This is a genomic window from Rhizobium albus, assembly GCA_030160035.1.
Classification (GTDB): domain Bacteria; phylum Pseudomonadota; class Alphaproteobacteria; order Rhizobiales; family Rhizobiaceae; genus Georhizobium; species Georhizobium albus.
Genome location: BSNO01000003.1, coordinates 1,537,177 through 1,556,566, shown reverse-complemented (window position 1 = coordinate 1,556,566; position 19,390 = coordinate 1,537,177). Strand labels below are relative to the sequence as shown.

Sequence of the window (19,390 nt, the reverse complement as noted above, 5' to 3'; positions counted from 1 at the left end):
CATTATTTCAGGGGCGCCTTTGCCCCCTCGCGCCGCCGGGGTCACCTGACCTCTCTCTGTCATCCCACTGTCATCGACACATTGCATGAGCAGGCACGGCGCGATCGACGCGCGATGTCCGATTGGAGGGGCTCATGACGACCACCAGACATTTTGCAATGACCTTGCTTGCCGGCACCCTGCTGACCACCACCGGTGCGTGGGCGCAGGAAGCCATGAACTTCAACCGCATCGCGTCCTTCCCGGTCGTCGACAACAAGCCGGAAGACGCAGACGTCAACGCGCCGTCTTCCGCCGAGATCATCACGGCCACCGAAGACGGCATGATGCTGATCTACTCGGACAGCCCGGCAGGTGGCATCGGCTTCATCGACATTACCGACGCCGCCGCTCCCGTGGCAGGCGGCTTCCTCGCGATGGACGGTGGCGAGCCAACGGCCGTTTCCGTTGCCGGCTCCAAGGTGCTGGTCGGCGTCAACACGACCGAAGACCTGACGCAGCCTTCGGGCTTCCTGGCCGTCGTCGATATCGCGACGCAGACGATGGAAGCGCAGTGCGATCTTGGCGGTCAGCCTGATTCCACCGCAGTATCACCGGACGGTACGTTCGCTGCGGTCGCCATCGAGAACCAGCGTGACGAGGACCTGAACGACGGCGTCATCCCGCAGATGCCTGCCGGGGACGTGAAAATCTTCCCGCTGACCGATGGCGTGCCGGATTGCGATGCGATGATCACGGTGGACCTGACGGGCCTCGCCGAAATTGCGCCTGAAGATCCGGAGCCGGAATTCGTCGACTTCAACGAAGCCAACGAACTTGCCGTGACGCTCCAGGAAAACAACCATATCGCGATCATCAACGCTGCCGATGGCACCGTGACCGCGCATTTCTCCGCTGGTGCGGTGGACCTGACAGGCATCGACACCGAAGACGACGGTGCGTTCGATTTCTCCGGCTCGGCGACGGCCGTGAAGCGCGAGCCGGATGCGATCCAGTGGCTGGACAATGACCGCTTCGCCATCGCCAATGAAGGCGACTATGAGGGCGGTTCGCGTGGCTTCACCATCATGAACAAGATGGGCGAAGTGCTCTATGAGAGCGGCAACAGCTTCGAGCACGAAGTGGCGCTCCTCGGCCACTATCCCGACGGTCGTTCGGACGCCAAGGGCATCGAGCCGGAGGGCATGGAAGTCGCCCGCTTCGGCGACGAAACGCTGATCCTGCCTTTGTCCGAGCGTGGTTCGGTCGTTGGCGTCTATCGCGACAACGGTGCAGATGCTGCGCCTGAGCTTCTTCAGATCCTGCCCTCGGGCATCTCGCCGGAAGGCATCGTTGCGATCCCCGAGCGCAACCTTTTCGCCGTCGCCAACGAAGTCGACCTCATCGAAGACGGTGGCGTGCGTGCGCATGTCATGATCTTCGAGCGCACCGAGGGTGCCGCCCAGTACCCGACGATCGTCTCCACGCGCGACGAGAACGAACTGCCGATCGCTTTCGGTGCGTTGTCGGGCCTCGCTGCCGATCCGTCCGAAGCCGGGCGCCTCTATGCTGTCAGCGATTCCGTCTTCGCTGCCCAGCCGCGCATGTATGTGATCGATGCCAGCGTGACGCCTGCTCAGATCACCGATGCCATCACGATCACCCGCGATGGCGAAACCGCGCAAAACATGGATCTGGAAGGCATCGTCGCAGACGGCGAGGGCGGCTTCTGGCTCGCCAATGAGGGTGATGCCGATGAGGGCATTCCGCATGCGATCTATCGCGTGAACGCCGAGGGTGCGATCCAGGAGGAAGTCCTCTTCCCTGAAGCACTGCTCGAGGGTGCCACGCGGTCCGGCGCCGAAGGCATCACGATGATCGACGGGACGCTCTGGATCGCCATCCAGCGCGAGTGGGGCAACGATCCGGAAGGCATGGTGAAGCTGGTTTCCTATACGCCGGCTTCGGGCGAGTGGGCAGCCGTTCACTATCCGCTGGAAGCGAAGGGCGAGGGCTGGGTCGGCCTGTCCGAAATCACGCTGCACGGTGAGCATGTCTACATCGTCGAGCGCGACAACCAGATTGGTGCGGCAGCCGAGCTGAAGAAGCTCTACCGCGTACCGGTGGCCGAGCTTGCAGGCGCCGAACTAAGCGGAGAACTGCCCGTGGTCGCCAAGGAAGAAGTCCACGACTTCATTCCGGGTCTTGCTGCATACAACGGCTACATCGTCGACAAGGTGGAAGGCTTTGCCGTGGACGCGAGCGGGGAAGCCTTCGTCGTCACCGACAATGACGGCGTGGACGATTCCTCCGGCGAGACCTTCTTCTGGTCGATCGGCGGCGTTTCCGAGTTCTGAGCGTTTCTTCGGACAATCATGAAAAGGCCGGGCTTTCGCCCGGCCTTTTTCGTTTACGGCAGATCAACCAGACCTAGATGTTCTGGCCGCCCGAGACTTCGATCCGCTGTCCCGTCATCCAGCCGAACTCCCCGACGAGCAGGCTCGACAGCGCGCCGCCGATATCGTCGGGCAAACCGGCTCTGCCCATCGCCGTACTCGCTGCGACCATCTCGTTGACATGGGTATTGTCGCGCACGACGCCGCCGCCGAAATCGGTTTCGATGGCGCCTGGTGCGATGGTGTTGACGGAGATCCGGCGTGTTCCCAGTTCTTTCGCGAGATAGCGCGTCAGCACCTCGATACCGCCCTTCATCGCAGCATAAGCGGAGTAGCCGGGGAGGGTGAAGCGGGCCAGCCCGCTGGAGACGTTCACGATCCGACCGCCGTCCTCGATCATCGGCAAAAGGTGCTGGGTCAGGAAGAACACGCCCTTGAGATGGATGGCGACGAGGTGATCGAAATCCTCTTCCGTGGTCTCGGCGAACGGCTTGTGGATGCCTGTGCCCGCATTGTTGACGAGAAAATCGATCGTCTCCCGATCGAATGTCTGCAGCAGCGTCTGGCGCAGCTCGTCGCTGAAGGCTGCGAATGTGTCCGTGCGTGTCGTATCGAGCTTGAGTGCTGCTGCGCTCACGCCCGCCTGCCGTGCTTCGGCAACGACGGCGTCGGCATTCTCGCGGTTGCTGTTGTAGGTGACGACGAGGTCGACGCCTTTCCTGGCGAGATGCTCTGCGGTGTTGCGGCCGAGGCCACGGCTGCCGCCGGTTATCAGAGCGATCTTGGTGGTGCTGGTCATGGGGAACTCCTTGCGAATTGACGTGACCTGTTTTAGCCGCTGGTTGCTTCAATGGCTTGACGGATAATTGGGATGTCTTGCCTATTCCTCCAGAAGTGTTGGTGCCAGTATTTTCAATCATCCTGCTGCAGGTCTATATTTGCCGCATGACGAGCGAGAACATCATCGAAAAACTCCGGCCAGCGGTGATCGCCTATGCGGATGCCAAGGGCGCCGGCGAACAGCCGTTGATGACAGCGATACCCGGCTTGAGCATCGTGCGAAGCCGGAAGGCGACCGACATCGAGCCGATGGTCTACCAGCCGCTCTTCTGCTTCGTGCTGCAGGGCGCGAAGGAGTCCGTCGTCGGTGACATGCGCGTGCGGTTCGCCGAAGGCCAGTCGCTCATCGTCGGTCTCGACCTGCCGGCTGAAAGCAGGGTTGTTCTGGCAAGCGAGGATAAGCCCTATCTCGCGATCGCCATCGCGCTGGACGTTGCGATGATGCGCGAGCTTGCGGTGCAGTGCGGCCTGAGGACCACGACAAACGGGTCGGTGCAGGCGAACTGCGAAACGCTGCAGGTGGGCATGCCGGATGCGGCTCTCGTCGATGCCATGGCCCGGCTCTTTGCACTGGTGGACCAGCCTGAGGCACCGATCCTGGCGCCGCTGGTCATCCGGGAGATTCATTACCGGGTGCTGAGCGCTGGCCATGCGGGCGTGCTTCGGATGCTGGCGCGCGCCGACAGCCACATCAGCCGCATTGCGAGCGTCATCGCAACGATCAAGGATCGCTTCGACGAACCGCTGAAGATCGAGGACCTTGCGCATACGGCAGGCATGAGCATGTCGGCTTTTCACGAGCACTTCAAGGCCGTGACGCGAACGACGCCGCTGCAGTTCCAGAAGAGGCTCAGGCTGATCGAAGCGAGACGCCTGATGTTCGCAGGCTCGCATTCCGTCACGCGGGCCGCATTCGAGGTCGGCTACGAAAGTGCTTCGCAGTTCAGTCGCGAATACAGCCGCCACTTCGGGGTGGCGCCCAGCGACGACCGTGCTTTCGCTTAAGACAGTATCTGCCGACGATTGGCCGCCTGCTCAGCCTTTGTGATCTTTGGCGATGGGCTCGACATAGGAAAAGCCGAGATCCCACGGGAAATATATCCAGGTATCCTGGCTGACCTCGGTGACGAAGCTGTCGACCAGCGGACGACCCTTCGGCTTGGCATAGACGGTGGCAAAATGGGCCTTGGGCAGCATGGCGCGCACGATGGCGGCGGTTTTGCCCGTGTCGGTCAGGTCGTCGACGATGAGGATGTCCTCGCCGTCGTTTTCCAGAAGATCGTCATTGATGCGCTTCAGGACCTGCATTTCACCCTGATTGGCATAGTCGTGATAGGAGGCGACGCAGACCGTCTCGATCATGCGAATGCCAAGCTCGCGCGCGATGATGGCGGCCGGCACGAGGCCACCACGCGTGATGCAGACGATCGCCTTCCACTGCGTTCCATTGCCCGACAGGCGCCAGGCGAGCGCGCGCGCATCGCGGTGGAACTGGTCCCAGGAGACGGGAAAGGCCTTGTCTGGCAGCGACATGAAGAGAGGCTCCGGCGTTGAGGGTGCGAGGCCAATAGCGGGAACGCCTGGTTGGCGCAAGCGCGTGGCCCATCAGTCGTTCGGGACGATCGCGTCGATCATGGCAGCGATGGCATCCTGTGCGGCTTGCGCGGCTTGAAGATCACGGGAGCGTGCGACGATCTCGGTGGAGAAGCGCTTGCCGTCGTACCGTGGGTAGGAGCCGATGACCACGTTCGGATGCGCCTTCTGAATCGCGGCAAGTGGACCACCGATGTCGCCCTCGCCATAGGGGCAGGCAACCGAGAGCGAGTGGATCTTCGCTCCGGTCTTCAATGTGGGCATGACGTTGTCGAGCATCGCCTGGAAGACGGACGGCACGCCGGCCATGACGTGAATGTTGTCCACGATGAAGCCCGGCGCTTTCGAAACCGGGTTTTCGATATGGGCGGCGCCGACCGGCATGCGCGCCATGCGCTGTCGCGCCTCGGTGAATTCCAGTCCTCGGCCGGCATAGTGGTCGGCCAACAGCGCCATTGCCGCGGGATCATGGGTGCATTCCCGCCCGACGGCATCCGCAATCGCATCGGCGGTGATGTCGTCATGGGTGGGGCCGATTCCACCCGATGTGAAGAGATAGGTATAGCGCTTCGACAGGGCCCGCACGGCCTCGACGATCGCGTGGTGATCGTCGGAGACGATGCGCACTTCCTTGAGGTCGATCCCGGCGGCCGTCATCATGTCGGCGAGATGGCCGATATTGCGGTCTTTCGTGCGGCCGGACAGAAGCTCATCGCCGATGGCAAGCATGGCTGCGGTGATCGTGTCCATTGCGCCTGCGTCACTCGGCTTTTCGCTCATCGTCCCCTGCTCATTCTTGCTAACGTCCCGGACAAAAGCATCCATACGCATCGGATCACCTGGCTGATTGAACCTAACTGTGAACAATCCGTTGATGACCTGATGGCTTTCGCTGAACGATCGTTTGGCTATCGTGCCGCCACCATTCCGAACCGGCCATCGCCGGGCCTTTCAATCTCACTACAAGGAGCTGACGCAATGGCCAAGGTGCTCGTACTTTATTACTCGACCTGGGGACACATCGAGCAGATGGCGCATGCCGTCGCGGAAGGCGCGCGCAAGGGCGGCGCCGAGGTGACCGTCAAGCGCGTGCCTGAACTCGTGCCGGACGATGTTGCGAAGGCCTATCACTACAAGCTCGAGCAGGAGGCGCCGATCGCATCGCCGAACGAGCTCGCCGACTACGATGCGATCATCTTCGGTACCCCCACCCGCTACGGCAACATGGCCGCGCAGATGAAGAACTTCCTGGACCAGACCGGTGCGCTCTGGGCCGAAGGCAAGCTCGTCGGCAAGGTCGGCTCGGCCTTCACCTCGTCGGCCACCCAGCATGGTGGCCAGGAAACCACGCTGACCAGCTTCCACACGGTGCTGCTGCACCACGGGATGGTCATCGTCGGTCTGCCCTATGCCTTCCAGGGCCAGATGGGCGTGGAAGAAGTCAAGGGCGGCTCGCCTTACGGCGCCACGACGATTGCAGCCGGTGACGGCTCGCGCCAGCCTTCCGCCATCGAGCTCGACGGTGCGCGCTATCAGGGCGAGCACGTCGCAAAGATCGCGGCCAAGCTCGCCTAAGACGCAGCTCTGCGACCATGATGATGGGGTCGTCCCGAAAGGGGCGGCCCCATTTCGTTTGTGGAGGTCAGCGCGCGACCCGGACGAGAAGATTTGCAGCCTCGGCGCCGATGCGCTCGAAAGCCGCCATCAACTGATCGGCATTGGCCGCTTCGAAATAGTGATCGGCGCTCGACGCACATTCCCTCAGCATGGCTTGACCGCCGCGGGTGGCTTCGAATGCCACGGAATAGATGATGACGTCTGCCTGTTTTGCATCGGCGCAACGGTTGAGTGTGTAGCGCGTATCCGGGGCATTGTTGTTCTCGCCGTCGGTCATGAACAGAATGATGCGCGCAGGCTGCTCTTGGCCATTACGGTTCTTATGTTCCGTACGTTCTTGATCACGTATCACCGCCTTGTACGCGGCATTGAAAGCGTCCGAGGAGTCGGTGTTGCCGCCTGCCCGGATCGTCTGCACGAATTGCGACGTGCTGGCCGTGCCCCAAACGGGAAGACGCTCAGCTTTTATTTTCTCCGCGTAGGTCGTGGCGCCCATGCGGACGTAATTCATTTCCGGATCCGCGATTGTGAGCTTTTGGCTGAGATTGGCAACGGCGCGTTGGAGGGAGGTGAGGCGGGTCGTTTGTCCCATGGCGTCGCACCGCTGCTGATCCTGAATGCGGATGTTGAAGAAACCCAGCGATACGACGCACTCGATCATCGATCCCGACTGATCGAGCACGAGCATCATCGAGAAGGCGCTGTGGGTCTCGCTCGAACTGACTGACACGCTCTCGGTGTGAAACGAGAGGCTGTCGCCGGGTATCAGCCAGCTCGGAAACATCATCTGAACGGCGCCATCGACGGAGAGACGGACTTCTGCCGTACGCCCGCCGCGGGCATCATCCAGTTCGGCCACGATCTGCGGTTTGAGGGAGGCGAGCTCTGTCGCCTTTACCGAGCTGCTCTGGCTCAACTGCGCAAAAAAGAAGACTTCGGCGAGCTCCCTGGCGTCGTCTTCGCTGAAGTCGCCAAGCGCGAGCTTCGACGCCGCAGCAAGCGTTGCCGCATCGGCCGCGTTTGCGGCGTGGCTGCGGAAGGAGAGTGCTCGCGTGTAGTCGATAGCCAACGATGCCACCCCAAAAAGCAGGGGCAACAACAATGCCAATTGAATGGCGAACGAGCCATTTTGGTCGCGCATCATGCGCACGACCCGTCTCAGCATCATGCTCATGGACGGGGTATACCTTCTATTGCACCCGCCAATTGCGCCGATACATCTTAAGATTGCGTTTCAGAAAGCCTGGGCATCTTCATCGTCCATCAATTCGAAATCTCGCTGGGGGACTTTCGCCGCGCACTGCGCCAAGCTATTGATTTGCCCCGCGTGCGGGCGTGGTGGAATGGTAGACACACGGGACTTAAAATCCCGAGACCCTGGGTCGTGCGGGTTCGAGTCCCGCCGCCCGCACCAGGCATCCTCGGGTTTGTTGACCAACTTTTGGGCAAGTGCCCGCATCGTTGCCATTATGGCCAAATGGTGACACAGACAGTTCGACGCCGCGAGCACGGGTGAATCGTGGTCGACGTGCCACTTTCGCTTGCAACGGATGCCTGATCCATGGCCGGACTGATTGCGCTCTCGCTGTCCTATATTCTGTCCCAGTTCTTCCGGTCGTTTCTGGCTGTACTGACGCCGACGCTCTCGGCCGATCTCGGGATGACCAATGCGCAATTGTCGCTGGCCTCGGGGATCTGGTTCGTCACCTTCGCGCTCATGCAGTTTGCAGTGGGCACCTGGCTCGATCGCTATGGTCCGCGGCGGACGGCGTCCTTGCTCTTGGCTCTTGGCGGTGCGGGTGGGGCGATGATCTTCGCGACGGCCGAAACGCCCGGCTCGATCATCCTGGCCATGGCGCTGATCGGTATCGGCTGCTCGCCGCTTCTGATGGCGTCGCTTTTCATCTTCGCGCGACTGTATTCACCGCTGCGATTTGCCGTCTTTGCCTCCTGGTTCATCGCGATCGGCAATGCCGGCAACGTGCTCGGCGCCGCACCGCTCGCCGCTTCGGTAGAATTCTTCGGGTGGCGAACATCCATGGCGGCGCTGGGGGCGATCAGCCTCATGGTGGCTGTCGCGATCTTCGTGCTGGTACGCGATCCAGAGAAACTCGAATCCGATGGCCAGTCGAGCGGCCTCAAGGGATATATCGACCTATTAAAAATGCCGGTTCTTTGGGCGATCATCCCGCTTACCGCCGTCAACTACGCGCCGGCGGCGACGATCCGTGGCTTGTGGGCGGGGCCTTATCTGGACCAGGTTTATGGGGCAGGGTCGCTGTTGATCGGCAATGTGGCGCTGACCATGGCAATCGCCATGGTCATTGGCAGCTTCGCCTACGGTCCACTCGATACGCTGCTGCGCACCCGCAAATGGGTCGCGTTCGGCGGCAATGCGGCGAGTTTCTCCATTCTCGTGGCCCTGGTCCTGGTGCCGATGCCACCCTTCGCGTTCGCCGCTGCCGCGCTGGTCGCGATCGGGCTGTTCGGCACGAGCTACGGAGTTCTGATGGCGCATGCGCGTGCGTTCTTCCCGGCACATTTGACCGGGCGTGGCGTGACGCTGATGAATTTTTTCTCGATCGGTGGCGCAGGGCTCATCCAGTTCGCCACAGGGCCGGTTTTCGGTTCCGCCTATGATGGCGCCGACCCTGCATCGGCCTATTCGACGCTGTTCGGCTTCTACGCGCTGCTGCTCGCCGTCGGACTTGCGATCTACATGTTCTCGCGTGATGCGAGGCCCGGCGAGCGGCTAAGTTCAAGCGTCTCCAGATAGTCGACGATCGCTGCTGCAAGCGACGCGGTGGTCGACGGTGAGATGATGTCGCCGGCGACCAGATGATTTTGCGGATCGTCGCTCTCCGTAAACAGCAAGGTCTTCGTCGGTGCGCCCCATCGGGTCGCCATCGCGGCCGTCCTCTCCGGACGCACGATGGCGTCATCCTCGGAATAGACGAAGAGCGTGGGGACCTCGATCGTCTCCACCGGCGCTTGCCCAGCCAGATCCACGAGCGCGGCCATCGGCAAGAGCGCTGCCGTCGGGTACGTCGTTGTCCAATTCGCCGCATGCGCCGCATTTCTCGGCGCGAAGCTGCGGGAGCTTCCGATCAGGAGGTCGGCCAGTTGACCGCCCCAGGGCATTGTGAGGATGCCGGAGCCGGACGCGGCGAGGCCGAAGTTCGGTGAAATCATCACGGTGGCCGCGACATCGTCGGCGAGGTCTGGCTGGGTCATCGCCCAGGTCACGAGCGTCGCGCCCGTCGATGTCCCCATCAAGACCACGCGATCACCCAAACGGCGCCCGATCTCAATGGCTTCCGCGATATCATTCACCCATTGATTCACCGTGGCCTCGGCCATCGCATCGCCGGTCCGGCCATGGCCGGCCAGTCGCGTGAAGAACAGATTCGCCCCAAGCGATTGCGCAACCAGATCCGGTAGCGGGCGCAACTCCGTCGGCGAAGCCGAGAAGCCATGGACATAGACGAGGGAAATGGGTGTCGCTTGTTTCGTTGCCGGGTCGGCCCACACGATCTGCTTGCTCTGGTTCGGCCGGATGTCACCGAAGGCGGCCTCCGTGCGCTCCAGATAGGCATCCAGATCGGCCTCGATCGACGCCGCCTCGAAGCTTACGGTGGTATCGACATCAGGGCGCGGGCCGAGCGTCCACATCACGAAGAGGACGAAGATGACTGCAGCGAGCAGGAGAAGCAGCCGTCGCATCGCCTTTCCCAGTCGCACCATCATCACTCCGGTAAGAGATGGTTTCGTCAGCCGCCCGTGACGCTCATGTGGCGGGAAACGGCCGGGCGATTGTTGCGCCGGTCGATGACGAAGTCATGACCCTTCGGCTTGCGGCCGATCGCTTCGTTGATCGCCTCGGAGACGAGACCGTTGCCTTCCGAGGCGCGCAATGCGGCGCGAAGATCTGCGGCATCCTCCTGGCCGAGGCACATGAACAGCGTTCCCGTGCAGGTGAGGCGCACCCGGTTGCAGCTTTCGCAGAAATTGTGCGTCATCGGCGTGATGAAGCCAAGGCGGCCGCCGGTTTCGGCAATTTCGACGTATCGCGCCGGGCCGCCGGTCTTGTAGGGAATGTCGATCATCGTGAACTGCCGGGCAAGGTCGGCGCGCAGCAGCGAGAGCGGCAGATAGTGGTCGGTCCGGTCCTCGTCGATCTCGCCCATTGGCATCGTTTCGATGACCGTCATGTCCATGCCCTTGCCATGGGCCCAGCGGATCATCTCGGGTATTTCGGCGTTGTTGAAACCCTTGAGCGCCACGGCATTGATCTTGACGTGAATGCCAGCCGCCTGGGCCGCTTCGATGCCTTCCAGAACGCGCGAAAGCTCGCCCCAGCGGGTGATCTGGCGAAACTTGTCGGGGTCAAGCGTATCGAGAGATACGTTGATGCGGCGCACACCACATTCGGCGAGCTCAGCGGCAAAACGCGAGAGCTGCGAGCCGTTTGTGGTCAGCGTCAATTCCTCGAGAGCACCGGATTTCAGGTGCCGCGAGAGATCGCGGATGAGATGCATGATGTTCTTACGCACCAGCGGCTCGCCGCCGGTGAGACGCAGCCTGCGGACGCCCTTTTCGATGAACACCGTGCAGAGGCGGTCGAGTTCCTCGAGCGACAGCAGGTCCTTCTTCGGGAGAAACGTCATGTTCTCCGCCATGCAATAGGTGCAGCGGAAGTCGCAACGATCCGTCACCGACACGCGCAGATAGCTGATGGCGCGACCGAAGGGATCGATCATCGGTGGCTCGGTGACGGCGAGCGGGCGTGCACCTGTCGTGGAATTGTTGAACTGGTTCAATGCATTTCTCCCTGCGCCCTATGTTGCGACGATGGGGCGCCGCGTCAAGGCGCGACCAAGGTTCTGCCTTGCCGGTCACGGAAACTTGGCTTTAGACGCTAAAGGCGACTAAGGAAAAGCCGGTATCGACGAAAGGACGAGAATGATGAGCGCGACCGAGCAAAGCCAGGACGCTCCACAGGAGTTGCGCGTATCGAAGGATCGGAAGCTTCTGACCGTGCGCTTCGGTGATGCCGAGAGCTACGCGCTCGAGGCGGAACTGCTCCGGGTCTGTTCGCCGTCTGCGGAAGTGCAGGGCCATGGTCCCGGACAGGCCATCACGGTCTATGGCAAGCGCGACGTCGCCATCATGACGATCGACCCGGTCGGCCACTATGCGGTCAGGATCACCTTCGACGACATGCACAATTCCGGGATCTTCTCCTGGTCGTTCCTGCGAGAACTGGGGCGCGAGCGGGAAACACGATGGGCCGATTATCTGGCCGACCTCGACGCCAAGGGCCTATCGCGCGATCCGGTGCGCCTGGCTAGGCGAAGCTAGATCGGTTGCTCTGCCTGATCGCGTGATCAGGCAGAGATCTTACGGTACATGGCGCGCGCTTCGGACAATTCGCCATCAGCGCCCGGCATGTGCATTGTGACGCGATTGCGCCCCGCATTCTTCGACGCGTAAAGCGCGGCGTCGGCCTTGCGGTAGAGGTCGCTCTCATTTTCGGCGTCCGCGGCCATGCAGACACCCATGGAGAGGGTGACCGGGCCGTAGTCGGTCCCGGTGCGCTGGTTGACGAAGGGCGTCTGTTCCACGGTCGTGCGGATGCGGTTGGCGATGCTCATCGTCTCGGCTGCGGTCGTGCCAGCCAGGATGAAGCCGAACTCCTCGCCGCCGGTACGGGCGATGAAGACATCCTTGCGCAATGCCGCCCGAAACAGGCTGCCGATGAGCTTGATGACCTTGTCGCCGACCGGATGGCCGAAGGTATCGTTGATGCGCTTGAACTTGTCGATGTCGGCAATCACGAGGGCGAAGTACATCGCGGACTTCTGATCGCTGTAGATCTGCGCCATCATGTCGTCGAACGCCCGGCGATTGGACAGCTGCGTCATGACGTCGGTATGGGCCATGCGCTTGTACTCGTCCAACTCGCTGCGGACGCGGGTGATTTCGCTGGCATGGCCGACCATGCCGTTGATGACCGCACGCGAGTCATTGATCGTGCTATCCGTCGCCGTGGTGAGAATGGTGATGAAGTTGCGGATGATGTCGACCCGCAGGGACTCCGGGTCGACCATCTCGGCATTCGCACGGCCGAGCGTGCGACCATAATTTTCAAGCTTTGATTGTTCCCGTCGCAACAGTTGCAGGCATTCCTCGATGTTCCGAGAAATCGTCTCCTGCGCATCGGCGACGATGCCCTGGCCGTGATGGTGAACGAGGAACTGCCGTCCGAGCGCATCGAGATCGGCCTGGGTCGGGCTGGTGCCAAGCGCTACAAAAGCCCTTGTCAGGTCCGGATCGGAGCCAGCAAAAGCTTCGTAGACGAGTTCGTAATTGCGGGGCAGACCAGGGATATTGAGCCGGCGCATGGATATGGCGATGCGAGTCGCGATGTCTCCGGGCGCCGGGCGTCTAGCTGTCTGGTTCATGCCCGTTCTTCCAAGTTTAGTTTTTGCTGTCCGTCCTGCAAAATCTATGCACGAAAGGTTCTAAATTGATTAACACTTTAGCGCTTCAGCATATGCTTGGACGCCGGAATGTCCAACGTTGCAGGCTGCAGCGCCTCAACCGAGGTTAAGCTCCTTGAAGAAATCATTGCCCTTGTCGTCGACGACGATAAAGGCTGGAAAGTCCTCGACTTCGATTTTCCAGACAGCTTCCATGCCGAGTTCCGGATATTCGACGACCTCGACGCTTTTGATGCAGTCCTGCGCCAGCCGGGCTGCCGGGCCACCGATCGAGCCGAGATAGAAGCCGCCATGGCGCTCGCAGGCATCGCGCACAGCGCGCGAGCGGTTTCCCTTGGCCAGCATCACCATCGATCCGCCGAACGACTGGAACTGGTCGACATAGGCGTCCATGCGGCCGGCCGTCGTCGGGCCGAACGAACCGGATGCGTAACCTTCCGGCGTCTTTGCCGGGCCGGCATAGTAGATCGGGTGGTTTTTCATGTAATCCGGCATGGGTTCGCCGGCTTCCAGGCGCTCGCGGATCTTCGAATGGGCAAGATCGCGGGCGACGATGATCGTGCCGTTCAGCGACAGACGCGTCTTGACGGGATGGGCCGAGAGCTGGGCTAGAATTTCGCTCATCGGCTGGTGCAGATCGATCCTAACGACGTCGCCCGACAGGCGCTCTTCATCGATATCCGGCATGAAGCGCGCCGGATTGGCTTCGAGCGCTTCGAGGAAGATGCCGTCCTTCGTGATCTTGCCCTTGGCCTGGCGATCGGCCGAGCAGGAGACGCCAAGACCGATCGGGAGAGAGGCGCCGTGGCGGGGCAGGCGGATCACGCGCACATCGTGGCAGAAATACTTGCCGCCGAACTGCGCGCCGACCCCGAGGCTCTGCGTCAGCTTATGGATTTCTTGCTCCATCTCGATGTCGCGGAAGGCATGGCCGCTTTCCGAACCGGAGGTGGGGAGCGCATCGAGATAACGCGTCGAGGCAAGCTTTACCGTCTTCAGCGTCATCTCTGCCGAGGTGCCGCCGATGACGATCGCAAGGTGATAAGGCGGGCAGGCGGCCGTGCCGAGGGTCAGGATCTTTTCCTTGAGGAATTCGATCATCCGGTCACGCGTCAAAAGCGCGGGCGTGCCCTGGTAGAGAAAGGTCTTGTTGGCCGAGCCACCACCCTTGGCGACGAACAGGAATTCGTATCCGTCGTCGCCTTCCTCGTAGATGTCGATCTGCGCGGGCAGGTTGGTCTTGGTGTTCTTTTCCTCGAACATGCCGAGCGGTGCGAGCTGCGAATAGCGCAGGTTCTTCTTCTCGTAGGCATCAAGGACGCCGCGCGCGATCGCGGAATAATCGCCGCCTTCGGTCCAGACGCGACGACCCTTCTTCGCCATGACGATTGCCGTGCCCGTATCCTGGCACATCGGCAGGACCCCGCCCGCGGCAATGTTGGCGTTCTTCATGAGATCATAGGCGACGAAACGGTCGTTGTCTGTTGCTTCCGGGTCGTCGAGGATCTTGGCGAGCTGCGCCAGATGGCCCGGGCGAAGGAGATGGTTGATGTCGGCGAAGGCCTGCTCGGAGAGAAGCCGCAATCCTTCCGGCTCGACCAGCAGAACTTCCTGGCCCCGAAACGTATCCACGGAGACGTGCTGGTCGCTAAGCTTGCGATAGGGCGTTTCGTCGGCGCCCAGCGGAAAGAGATCGTCGGCCATGATTCGTCATCCAGAGACATTGACGGAAGATGGGCTGGAGAGCGCCCGGAGCCCGTTTAGCCCGCGTCCAAAAGCAATGCAATCGGCCGGCGGGCGAGCGGCGCAGGCGCCGCCCCTTATGCAAAACGGCCACTGTTGGCGGAAAAGAAGTCGGCCGGCGGCCAACATTAGCCGTCGCTTCTACCCGTCAACCAATGTGTTGGTTACCATTTGTTTGCCATGAGGGGCTTAGGGTCCCGGGTTCATGCAGGCCCGGTTTGGGTCGGCAAACGGACATCGAAAATACGGAGCTGGTATGCTTTCCAAAAGGACAGGCACGGTCGCGGCGATGGCGTGGCTTCTCGCAGCCGGAACGATCGCGGTGCCTCAGGGCCCTGCGTCCGCTCAGACGTTGCTCGACTTCATCATGGGCGGTCCAGGCGCCGTCCAGCGCAATGCCGAACGTCGCGGTTCGCCGCTCGACAGCGGGCAGGTGACGCAGCAGCCGTCCAGCGTCGATCAGTTGCGTGCCTGGGAAGCCTCGCAGCGCCAGGCCGAGCCCGAGCCCGTCGTCGTCGGGCCCAAATACAATACATACAGGGCGGACGAACTCGTCCGCGTCGATTTTTCGAAGCTCGCCGATCCGGTCGTGACCGGCTCGGTCTCCGCTGGCGGTGATCAGCCGCCCATCAATGCCTTCGCTCAGGCAAGCCGGCACCTGGCCGACATCCAGATGCGGGCGCTGGCCGAGGTTGGTGAAGCCGTCACGGCGTTCTACGGCGAGAATGCGGGCTTCGTCTGGACCAATGACAATGGTCCAAACGCCCGTGCCGAGGCGGCTCTGGCCGTGTTTGCGAAGGCCGACCGGGTCGGGCTCTCACCGGCCGACTATCTGGTCGAGTGGCCTGCGCCCGCAGCGAGCTCTGCCGTGACGAATCAGGTCACTGCGGCTCGGTCCGGCGCAGCGGCGTCTGGTGCATCTCAATCTGATGCAGCTCAGGCAGCAGCGCCAAACCCGGATCGCGCCCGGCTCCAGTTCGAGATGGAGATGGCGGCCGCGGTCGCGTCCTACATGCTCGATGCCACCCGCGGGCGGATCGCGCCGAACCGGATTTCGGGCTACCACGATTTCGACCGGAAGGAGGTCGACCTCGTCACTGGGCTGAAGGTCGCAGCGCGCACGGCCAATATCACCTCCTACCTCGAGCGCCGCAGCCCGACGCATGCGAAGTTCCAGGCTTTGCAGGCCGAATATGATCGGCTGATCGCCGAGGATGCGGACGTCGATCGCGTCGAGATCGCCGAAGGTACGCTCGTGCGTCCCGGCAGCAGCAACCCGGAGCTGACGAAGATCATCGCCGCCATTCGCGAGCGGGGATCGGACGCGCTGAAGACCACGCATTCGCTCACCTTCGCGGACTACCAGGGCAGCCCCGTCTACGACACCGCACTCGTCGAGCTTGTCAAGGATTTCCAGAAGGAATCCGGGCTGATGGACGACGGCATCATCGGTCGCAACACGATCGTGAAGCTCACTGGCGTCAGCAATGCGCGCAAGATCGAGGCAGTCCAGCTCTCAATGGAGCGGCTGCGGTGGATCAACCGCGATCTCGGTGAGCGCCACGTCATGATCAACGCGCCGGCCTTCAAGGTCAGCTATGTGGAAGACGGCAAGGAAGCGCTGGAAATGCGCGCCGTGGTCGGCACCAAGGCGAACCAGACCTATTTCTTCCAGGACGAGATCCAGACGGTCGAGCTCAACCCTTATTGGGGCGTGCCGCGCTCGATCATCGTCAACGAGATGCTGCCGAAGCTGCGCCAGGATCCCGGCTATCTCGATCGCATCGGGTATGAGGTGACCACACAGGGCGGAACGCAGGTCGCGTCAAGCTCGATCAACTGGTACGGCGTCGGCGCCAACGTGCCCTACAATGTCCGCCAGCCCCCAGGCTCGACCAATGCGCTCGGCGAACTGAAGATCATGTTCCCGAACGAGCATGCGATCTACATGCACGACACTCCGGCCAAGGACCTGTTCGGTCGCGATACCCGCGCATACAGCCATGGCTGCGTGCGGCTGGAGGACCCTCGCGCGATGGCTGCGGCCGTGCTCGGCACTGACAAGGCCGATATCGGCAGCCAGATTGCCGATGGCCGCAACAAGGTGCTGAAGGTCGAGGCCAATATCCCGGTCTACATCGCCTACTTCACCGCCTGGCCGAATGCCGAGGGCAAGGTTGAGTATTTCGACGATGTTTATGAGCGGGACATGTATCTCGGTCGCGCCATCACCGCGACGAACCAGGCCCGTAACGCCGACAGTTAAGGCGTCAGAGTCCCCAGAACGCAAAACGGCGGCCGCGAGGCCGCCGTTTTCGTATCAGGAAGGCATTTCCCTCAAGCCGCTCGTGCCGTACGAATGAGATCGTGGACCAGGGCAGGGGTCAGCGCATCGAAATGCTCGATGACAAGGTCTGGCTTCAGTTCCGCAATCGGCACGTCGGTGTAGCCGAAGGGAACGCCGATCGAGGCGACACCGGCATCGCGGGCCGCGGCGATGTCATTGATGGAATCGCCGATCATCACCGAGGTGCGGGGATCTCCGCCTGCGCGCTCGATCGTGCCGAGGATATGGCGCGGATCGGGCTTGCGGTGCGGAAGGCTGTCGCCGCCGACGATCGCCTTGAAGCGTTTCGATAGCCCGAGCGTCTGCAGCAGGCGCAGCGACATCGTCTCGCTCTTGTTGGTGCAGATTGCGAGCGCAAACCCTTCGGTCTCCAGCCGATCCATTGCATCCACCAGTCCTGGGAACGGACGAGACCGTCCCGGCATGTTGGCGGAATAATGCTCGAGAAAGACCGCAAGCAGGTGGTCGCCCTGTTCCGGCGTGGTCGCGACCTTCTGCATGGCGAAGGCGCGCGCGATCATCACGCGGGCACCCTGGCCGACGAGGTGGTTCAGGTCCTCGAGCACGACGGGGGTGAGCCCCGCCGTGCCGATGGTGTGGTTGAGGCTGTCGACAAGATCGGGACCCGTATCCACGAGCGTCCCGTCAAGATCGAAGATGACGAGCGGGGCGGGCGCCATCGGATCAGTAGACCACGACCGAACGGATCGATTCGCCCGCATGCATCATCTCGAAGCCCTTGTTGATCTCTTCGAGCTTCAGCGTGTGGGTGATCATCGGATCGATCTCGATCTTGCCCTCCATGTACCAGTCGACGATCTTCGGCACGTCGGTGCGGCCGCGGGCGCCGCCGAAGGCCGTGCCTTTCCAGACGCGGCCGGTGACGAGCTGGAAGGGTCGGGTGGAGATTTCCTGGCCCGCGCCGGCGACGCCGATGACGATTGATTCGCCCCATCCACGGTGAGCCGCTTCCAGCGCCTGGCGCATGACCTTGACGTTGCCGGTGCAATCGAAGGTGTAGTCGGCGCCGCCGATCTGGTCCGCGCCGCGCTTCGTCATGTTGACGAGATAGAGGACGAGGTCGTCGCCGACTTCCTTCGGGTTGACGAAATGGGTCATGCCGAAGCGTTCGCCCCACTCCTTCTTGTCGTTGTTGAGATCGACGCCGATGATCATGTCGGCGCCGGCAAGCCGCAGGCCCTGGATGACGTTGAGGCCGATGCCGCCCAGACCGAAGACGATCGCGGTCGCACCGATCTCAACCTTGGCCGTGTTGATGACTGCGCCGACGCCCGTCGTTACGCCGCAGCCGATGTAGCAGATCTTATCGAAGGGGGCGTCCGGGTTGACCTTGGCGACGGCGATTTCCGGCAGGACGGTGTAGTTCGCAAAGGTCGAGCAGCCCATGTAGTGGTGGATCTTGTCTTTGCCGATGGAGAAGCGCGAGCTGCCATCCGGCATCACGCCCTGGCCCTGGGTGGAGCGGATCGCCGTGCAGAGATTGGTCTTCTGTGACAGGCAGGAGGGGCAGGTCCGGCACTCGGGCGTATAGAGCGGGATGACGTGATCGCCCTTCTTCACCGAGGTGACGCCCTTGCCGACATCGACGACGACGCCGGCACCTTCATGGCCGAGAATGGCTGGGAAAAGCCCCTCGGGGTCGGCGCCCGACAGGGTGAAATCATCGGTGTGGCAAAGGCCCGTCGCCTTCACCTCGATGAGGACTTCGCCGTCGCGGGGGCCTTCCAGTTGTACGGTGGTCACTTCAAGCGGCTTGCCCGCCTGAAAGGCGACTGCGGCGCGAACGTCCATGGGCTGTGCTCCTGTCTGAATTGCCGGCGAAAATGTCAGAGAGGGGCCTCTGCCTCAAGGGGCCAATGGAACAATGACTGGTCGTGCGCGCTCATGGCACAGCAACTCAGGCATCGTTCTGCAAGTGCCGGCTAAGCGAGGCGATTTCCCGCTCCAGTGCATCGATCGTCGCGGCGGTGTGCTGGTGCTGCTCCTTGAGCTTCGCCAGTTGCAGGGTGATGACACTGAGCGCCGCGTCCACAGGTTGGGTGGCGGGTGCCGAGCCGAAGCCGCTGAGGAGCCATGTGGGGGCGACGCCGAGAATGCCGGCGAGCATGATGAGGCGGTTTGCCCGCGGCTCGGAACGGTCTCCCTCCCAGGCGGCGATGGTCTCGGTCTTGACGCCCAGACGCCGCGCCAGCTGCGGCACGGACATGTCCAAAGCGTCGCGCGCGGTGGAAATGCGGCCGCCAAGCGTGTCGGCTTCGGGTTTGTCGTCGAGAATCGTGGCCGGATGCTGCATCGGAGCTCCTCTTGCATATCGCCGGATGTAAAGGCGTTGTTCCCCGGATTGAAAAGCC

17 protein-coding genes and 1 tRNA gene are annotated in these 19,390 nt (G+C 62.1%); 7 read left to right on the top strand and 11 right to left on the bottom strand.

The window, feature by feature from the left end; genetic code table 11:
• Positions 1–134: 134 nt before the first annotated feature.
• The gene (locus QQL76_RS15135) at positions 135–2,336 is read left to right on the top strand and encodes an esterase-like activity of phytase family protein (RefSeq protein ID WP_499208319.1); all 2,202 of its coding nucleotides are present in this window, start codon (positions 135–137) and stop codon (positions 2,334–2,336) included.
• 73 nt (positions 2,337–2,409) lie between these two features.
• Here QQL76_RS15135 and QQL76_RS15130 read toward each other — a convergent pair whose 3' ends face one another.
• Complete coding sequence (locus QQL76_RS15130; RefSeq protein WP_499208318.1) at positions 2,410–3,174, bottom strand: SDR family NAD(P)-dependent oxidoreductase; 765 nt, start codon at positions 3,172–3,174, stop codon at positions 2,410–2,412.
• 101 nt (positions 3,175–3,275) lie between these two features.
• Here QQL76_RS15130 and QQL76_RS15125 point away from each other — a divergent pair, with 101 nt between their 5' ends.
• Positions 3,276–4,220: an AraC family transcriptional regulator gene (locus QQL76_RS15125; RefSeq protein ID WP_499208317.1), complete on the top strand. Its 945-nt coding sequence runs from the start codon at positions 3,276–3,278 to the stop codon at positions 4,218–4,220.
• Between the two features lie 30 nt (positions 4,221–4,250).
• Here QQL76_RS15125 and gpt read toward each other — a convergent pair whose 3' ends face one another.
• Positions 4,251–4,748, bottom strand: coding sequence for a xanthine phosphoribosyltransferase (gpt, locus tag QQL76_RS15120; RefSeq protein WP_404861796.1), 498 nt, complete (start codon positions 4,746–4,748; stop codon positions 4,251–4,253).
• 72 nt (positions 4,749–4,820) lie between these two features.
• The gene (locus QQL76_RS15115) at positions 4,821–5,588 is read right to left on the bottom strand and encodes a competence/damage-inducible protein A (protein ID WP_499208316.1); all 768 of its coding nucleotides are present in this window, start codon (positions 5,586–5,588) and stop codon (positions 4,821–4,823) included.
• 198 nt (positions 5,589–5,786) lie between these two features.
• On the opposite strand from QQL76_RS15115, the gene wrbA reads away from it, so the two are divergent.
• Entirely contained in the window at positions 5,787–6,383 is a 597-nt protein-coding gene (gene wrbA / locus QQL76_RS15110) for an NAD(P)H:quinone oxidoreductase (RefSeq protein ID WP_499208315.1), read from the top strand.
• Between the two features lie 67 nt (positions 6,384–6,450).
• On the opposite strand, the gene QQL76_RS15105 is transcribed toward wrbA, so the two are convergent.
• On the bottom strand, positions 6,451–7,599 hold the full coding sequence (locus QQL76_RS15105) for a vWA domain-containing protein (RefSeq protein ID WP_499208314.1): 1,149 nt from the start codon (positions 7,597–7,599) through the stop codon (positions 6,451–6,453).
• 155 nt (positions 7,600–7,754) lie between these two features.
• On the opposite strand from QQL76_RS15105, the gene QQL76_RS15100 reads away from it, so the two are divergent.
• A tRNA-Leu gene (locus QQL76_RS15100) sits at positions 7,755–7,839 on the top strand.
• A gap of 147 nt (positions 7,840–7,986) precedes the next feature.
• The gene (locus tag QQL76_RS15095; RefSeq protein WP_499208313.1) at positions 7,987–9,201 is read left to right on the top strand and encodes an MFS transporter; all 1,215 of its coding nucleotides are present in this window, start codon (positions 7,987–7,989) and stop codon (positions 9,199–9,201) included.
• On the opposite strand, the gene QQL76_RS15090 is transcribed toward QQL76_RS15095, so the two are convergent.
• Entirely contained in the window at positions 9,141–10,169 is a 1,029-nt protein-coding gene (locus QQL76_RS15090; protein ID WP_499208312.1) for an alpha/beta hydrolase, read from the bottom strand. The two genes, QQL76_RS15095 and QQL76_RS15090, sit on opposite strands and share 61 nt — an antisense overlap.
• A 26-nt stretch (positions 10,170–10,195) precedes the next feature.
• Entirely contained in the window at positions 10,196–11,185 is a 990-nt protein-coding gene (gene moaA, locus QQL76_RS15085) for a GTP 3',8-cyclase MoaA (protein ID WP_499208397.1), read from the bottom strand.
• A 205-nt stretch (positions 11,186–11,390) separates the two neighbouring features.
• On the opposite strand from moaA, the gene QQL76_RS15080 reads away from it, so the two are divergent.
• Entirely contained in the window at positions 11,391–11,786 is a 396-nt protein-coding gene (locus QQL76_RS15080) for a gamma-butyrobetaine hydroxylase family protein (protein WP_499208311.1), read from the top strand.
• A 26-nt stretch (positions 11,787–11,812) separates the two neighbouring features.
• On the opposite strand, the gene QQL76_RS15075 is transcribed toward QQL76_RS15080, so the two are convergent.
• Complete coding sequence (locus tag QQL76_RS15075; RefSeq protein WP_499208310.1) at positions 11,813–12,889, bottom strand: GGDEF domain-containing protein; 1,077 nt, start codon at positions 12,887–12,889, stop codon at positions 11,813–11,815.
• Between the two features lie 135 nt (positions 12,890–13,024).
• Entirely contained in the window at positions 13,025–14,632 is a 1,608-nt protein-coding gene (locus QQL76_RS15070) for a fumarate hydratase (RefSeq protein ID WP_126010287.1), read from the bottom strand.
• Positions 14,633–14,927: 295 nt separating this feature from the next.
• Between QQL76_RS15070 and QQL76_RS15065 the strand changes: the two genes are divergently transcribed.
• Entirely contained in the window at positions 14,928–16,937 is a 2,010-nt protein-coding gene (locus tag QQL76_RS15065; protein ID WP_499208309.1) for a L,D-transpeptidase family protein, read from the top strand.
• Between the two features lie 71 nt (positions 16,938–17,008).
• On the opposite strand, the gene gph is transcribed toward QQL76_RS15065, so the two are convergent.
• From gph to QQL76_RS15050, 3 genes are all read right to left on the bottom strand, one after another.
• Complete coding sequence (gene gph, locus QQL76_RS15060) at positions 17,009–17,740, bottom strand: phosphoglycolate phosphatase (RefSeq protein ID WP_499208308.1); 732 nt, start codon at positions 17,738–17,740, stop codon at positions 17,009–17,011.
• Positions 17,703–18,830, bottom strand: coding sequence for an S-(hydroxymethyl)glutathione dehydrogenase/class III alcohol dehydrogenase (locus QQL76_RS15055; protein ID WP_499208307.1), 1,128 nt, complete (start codon positions 18,828–18,830; stop codon positions 17,703–17,705). The genes gph and QQL76_RS15055 overlap by 38 nt, the downstream gene beginning before the upstream one ends.
• A gap of 106 nt (positions 18,831–18,936) precedes the next feature.
• Positions 18,937–19,332 carry a helix-turn-helix domain-containing protein gene (locus QQL76_RS15050; RefSeq protein WP_499208306.1) on the bottom strand — a complete coding sequence of 132 codons (396 nt, stop codon included), beginning with the start codon at positions 19,330–19,332 and terminating at the stop codon, positions 18,937–18,939.
• Positions 19,333–19,390: the final 58 nt, after the last annotated feature.

Bases quoted from the DNA above. Each gene is read 5' to 3' on its own strand.
- QQL76_RS15135 (WP_499208319.1), top strand. From the start codon at position 135: ATGACGACCACCAGACATTTTGCAATGACCTTGCTTGCCGGCACCCTG.
- QQL76_RS15130 (WP_499208318.1), bottom strand. From the start codon at position 3,174: ATGACCAGCACCACCAAGATCGCTCTGATAACCGGCGGCAGCCGTGGC.
- gpt (WP_404861796.1), bottom strand. From the start codon at position 4,748: ATGTCGCTGCCAGACAAGGCCTTTCCCGTCTCCTGGGACCAGTTCCAC.
- QQL76_RS15115 (WP_499208316.1), bottom strand. From the start codon at position 5,588: ATGAGCGAAAAGCCGAGTGACGCAGGCGCAATGGACACGATCACCGCA.
- wrbA (WP_499208315.1), top strand. From the start codon at position 5,787: ATGGCCAAGGTGCTCGTACTTTATTACTCGACCTGGGGACACATCGAG.
- QQL76_RS15105 (WP_499208314.1), bottom strand. From the start codon at position 7,599: ATGAGCATGATGCTGAGACGGGTCGTGCGCATGATGCGCGACCAAAAT.
- QQL76_RS15095 (WP_499208313.1), top strand. From the start codon at position 7,987: ATGGCCGGACTGATTGCGCTCTCGCTGTCCTATATTCTGTCCCAGTTC.
- QQL76_RS15090 (WP_499208312.1), bottom strand. From the start codon at position 10,169: ATGGTGCGACTGGGAAAGGCGATGCGACGGCTGCTTCTCCTGCTCGCT.
- moaA (WP_499208397.1), bottom strand. From the start codon at position 11,185: ATGATCGATCCCTTCGGTCGCGCCATCAGCTATCTGCGCGTGTCGGTG.
- QQL76_RS15080 (WP_499208311.1), top strand. From the start codon at position 11,391: ATGAGCGCGACCGAGCAAAGCCAGGACGCTCCACAGGAGTTGCGCGTA.
- QQL76_RS15075 (WP_499208310.1), bottom strand. From the start codon at position 12,889: ATGAACCAGACAGCTAGACGCCCGGCGCCCGGAGACATCGCGACTCGC.
- QQL76_RS15070 (WP_126010287.1), bottom strand. From the start codon at position 14,632: ATGGCCGACGATCTCTTTCCGCTGGGCGCCGACGAAACGCCCTATCGC.
- QQL76_RS15065 (WP_499208309.1), top strand. From the start codon at position 14,928: ATGCTTTCCAAAAGGACAGGCACGGTCGCGGCGATGGCGTGGCTTCTC.
- gph (WP_499208308.1), bottom strand. From the start codon at position 17,740: ATGCGGGCGAATCGATCCGTTCGGTCGTGGTCTACTGATCCGATGGCG.
- QQL76_RS15055 (WP_499208307.1), bottom strand. From the start codon at position 18,830: ATGGACGTTCGCGCCGCAGTCGCCTTTCAGGCGGGCAAGCCGCTTGAA.
- QQL76_RS15050 (WP_499208306.1), bottom strand. From the start codon at position 19,332: ATGCAGCATCCGGCCACGATTCTCGACGACAAACCCGAAGCCGACACG.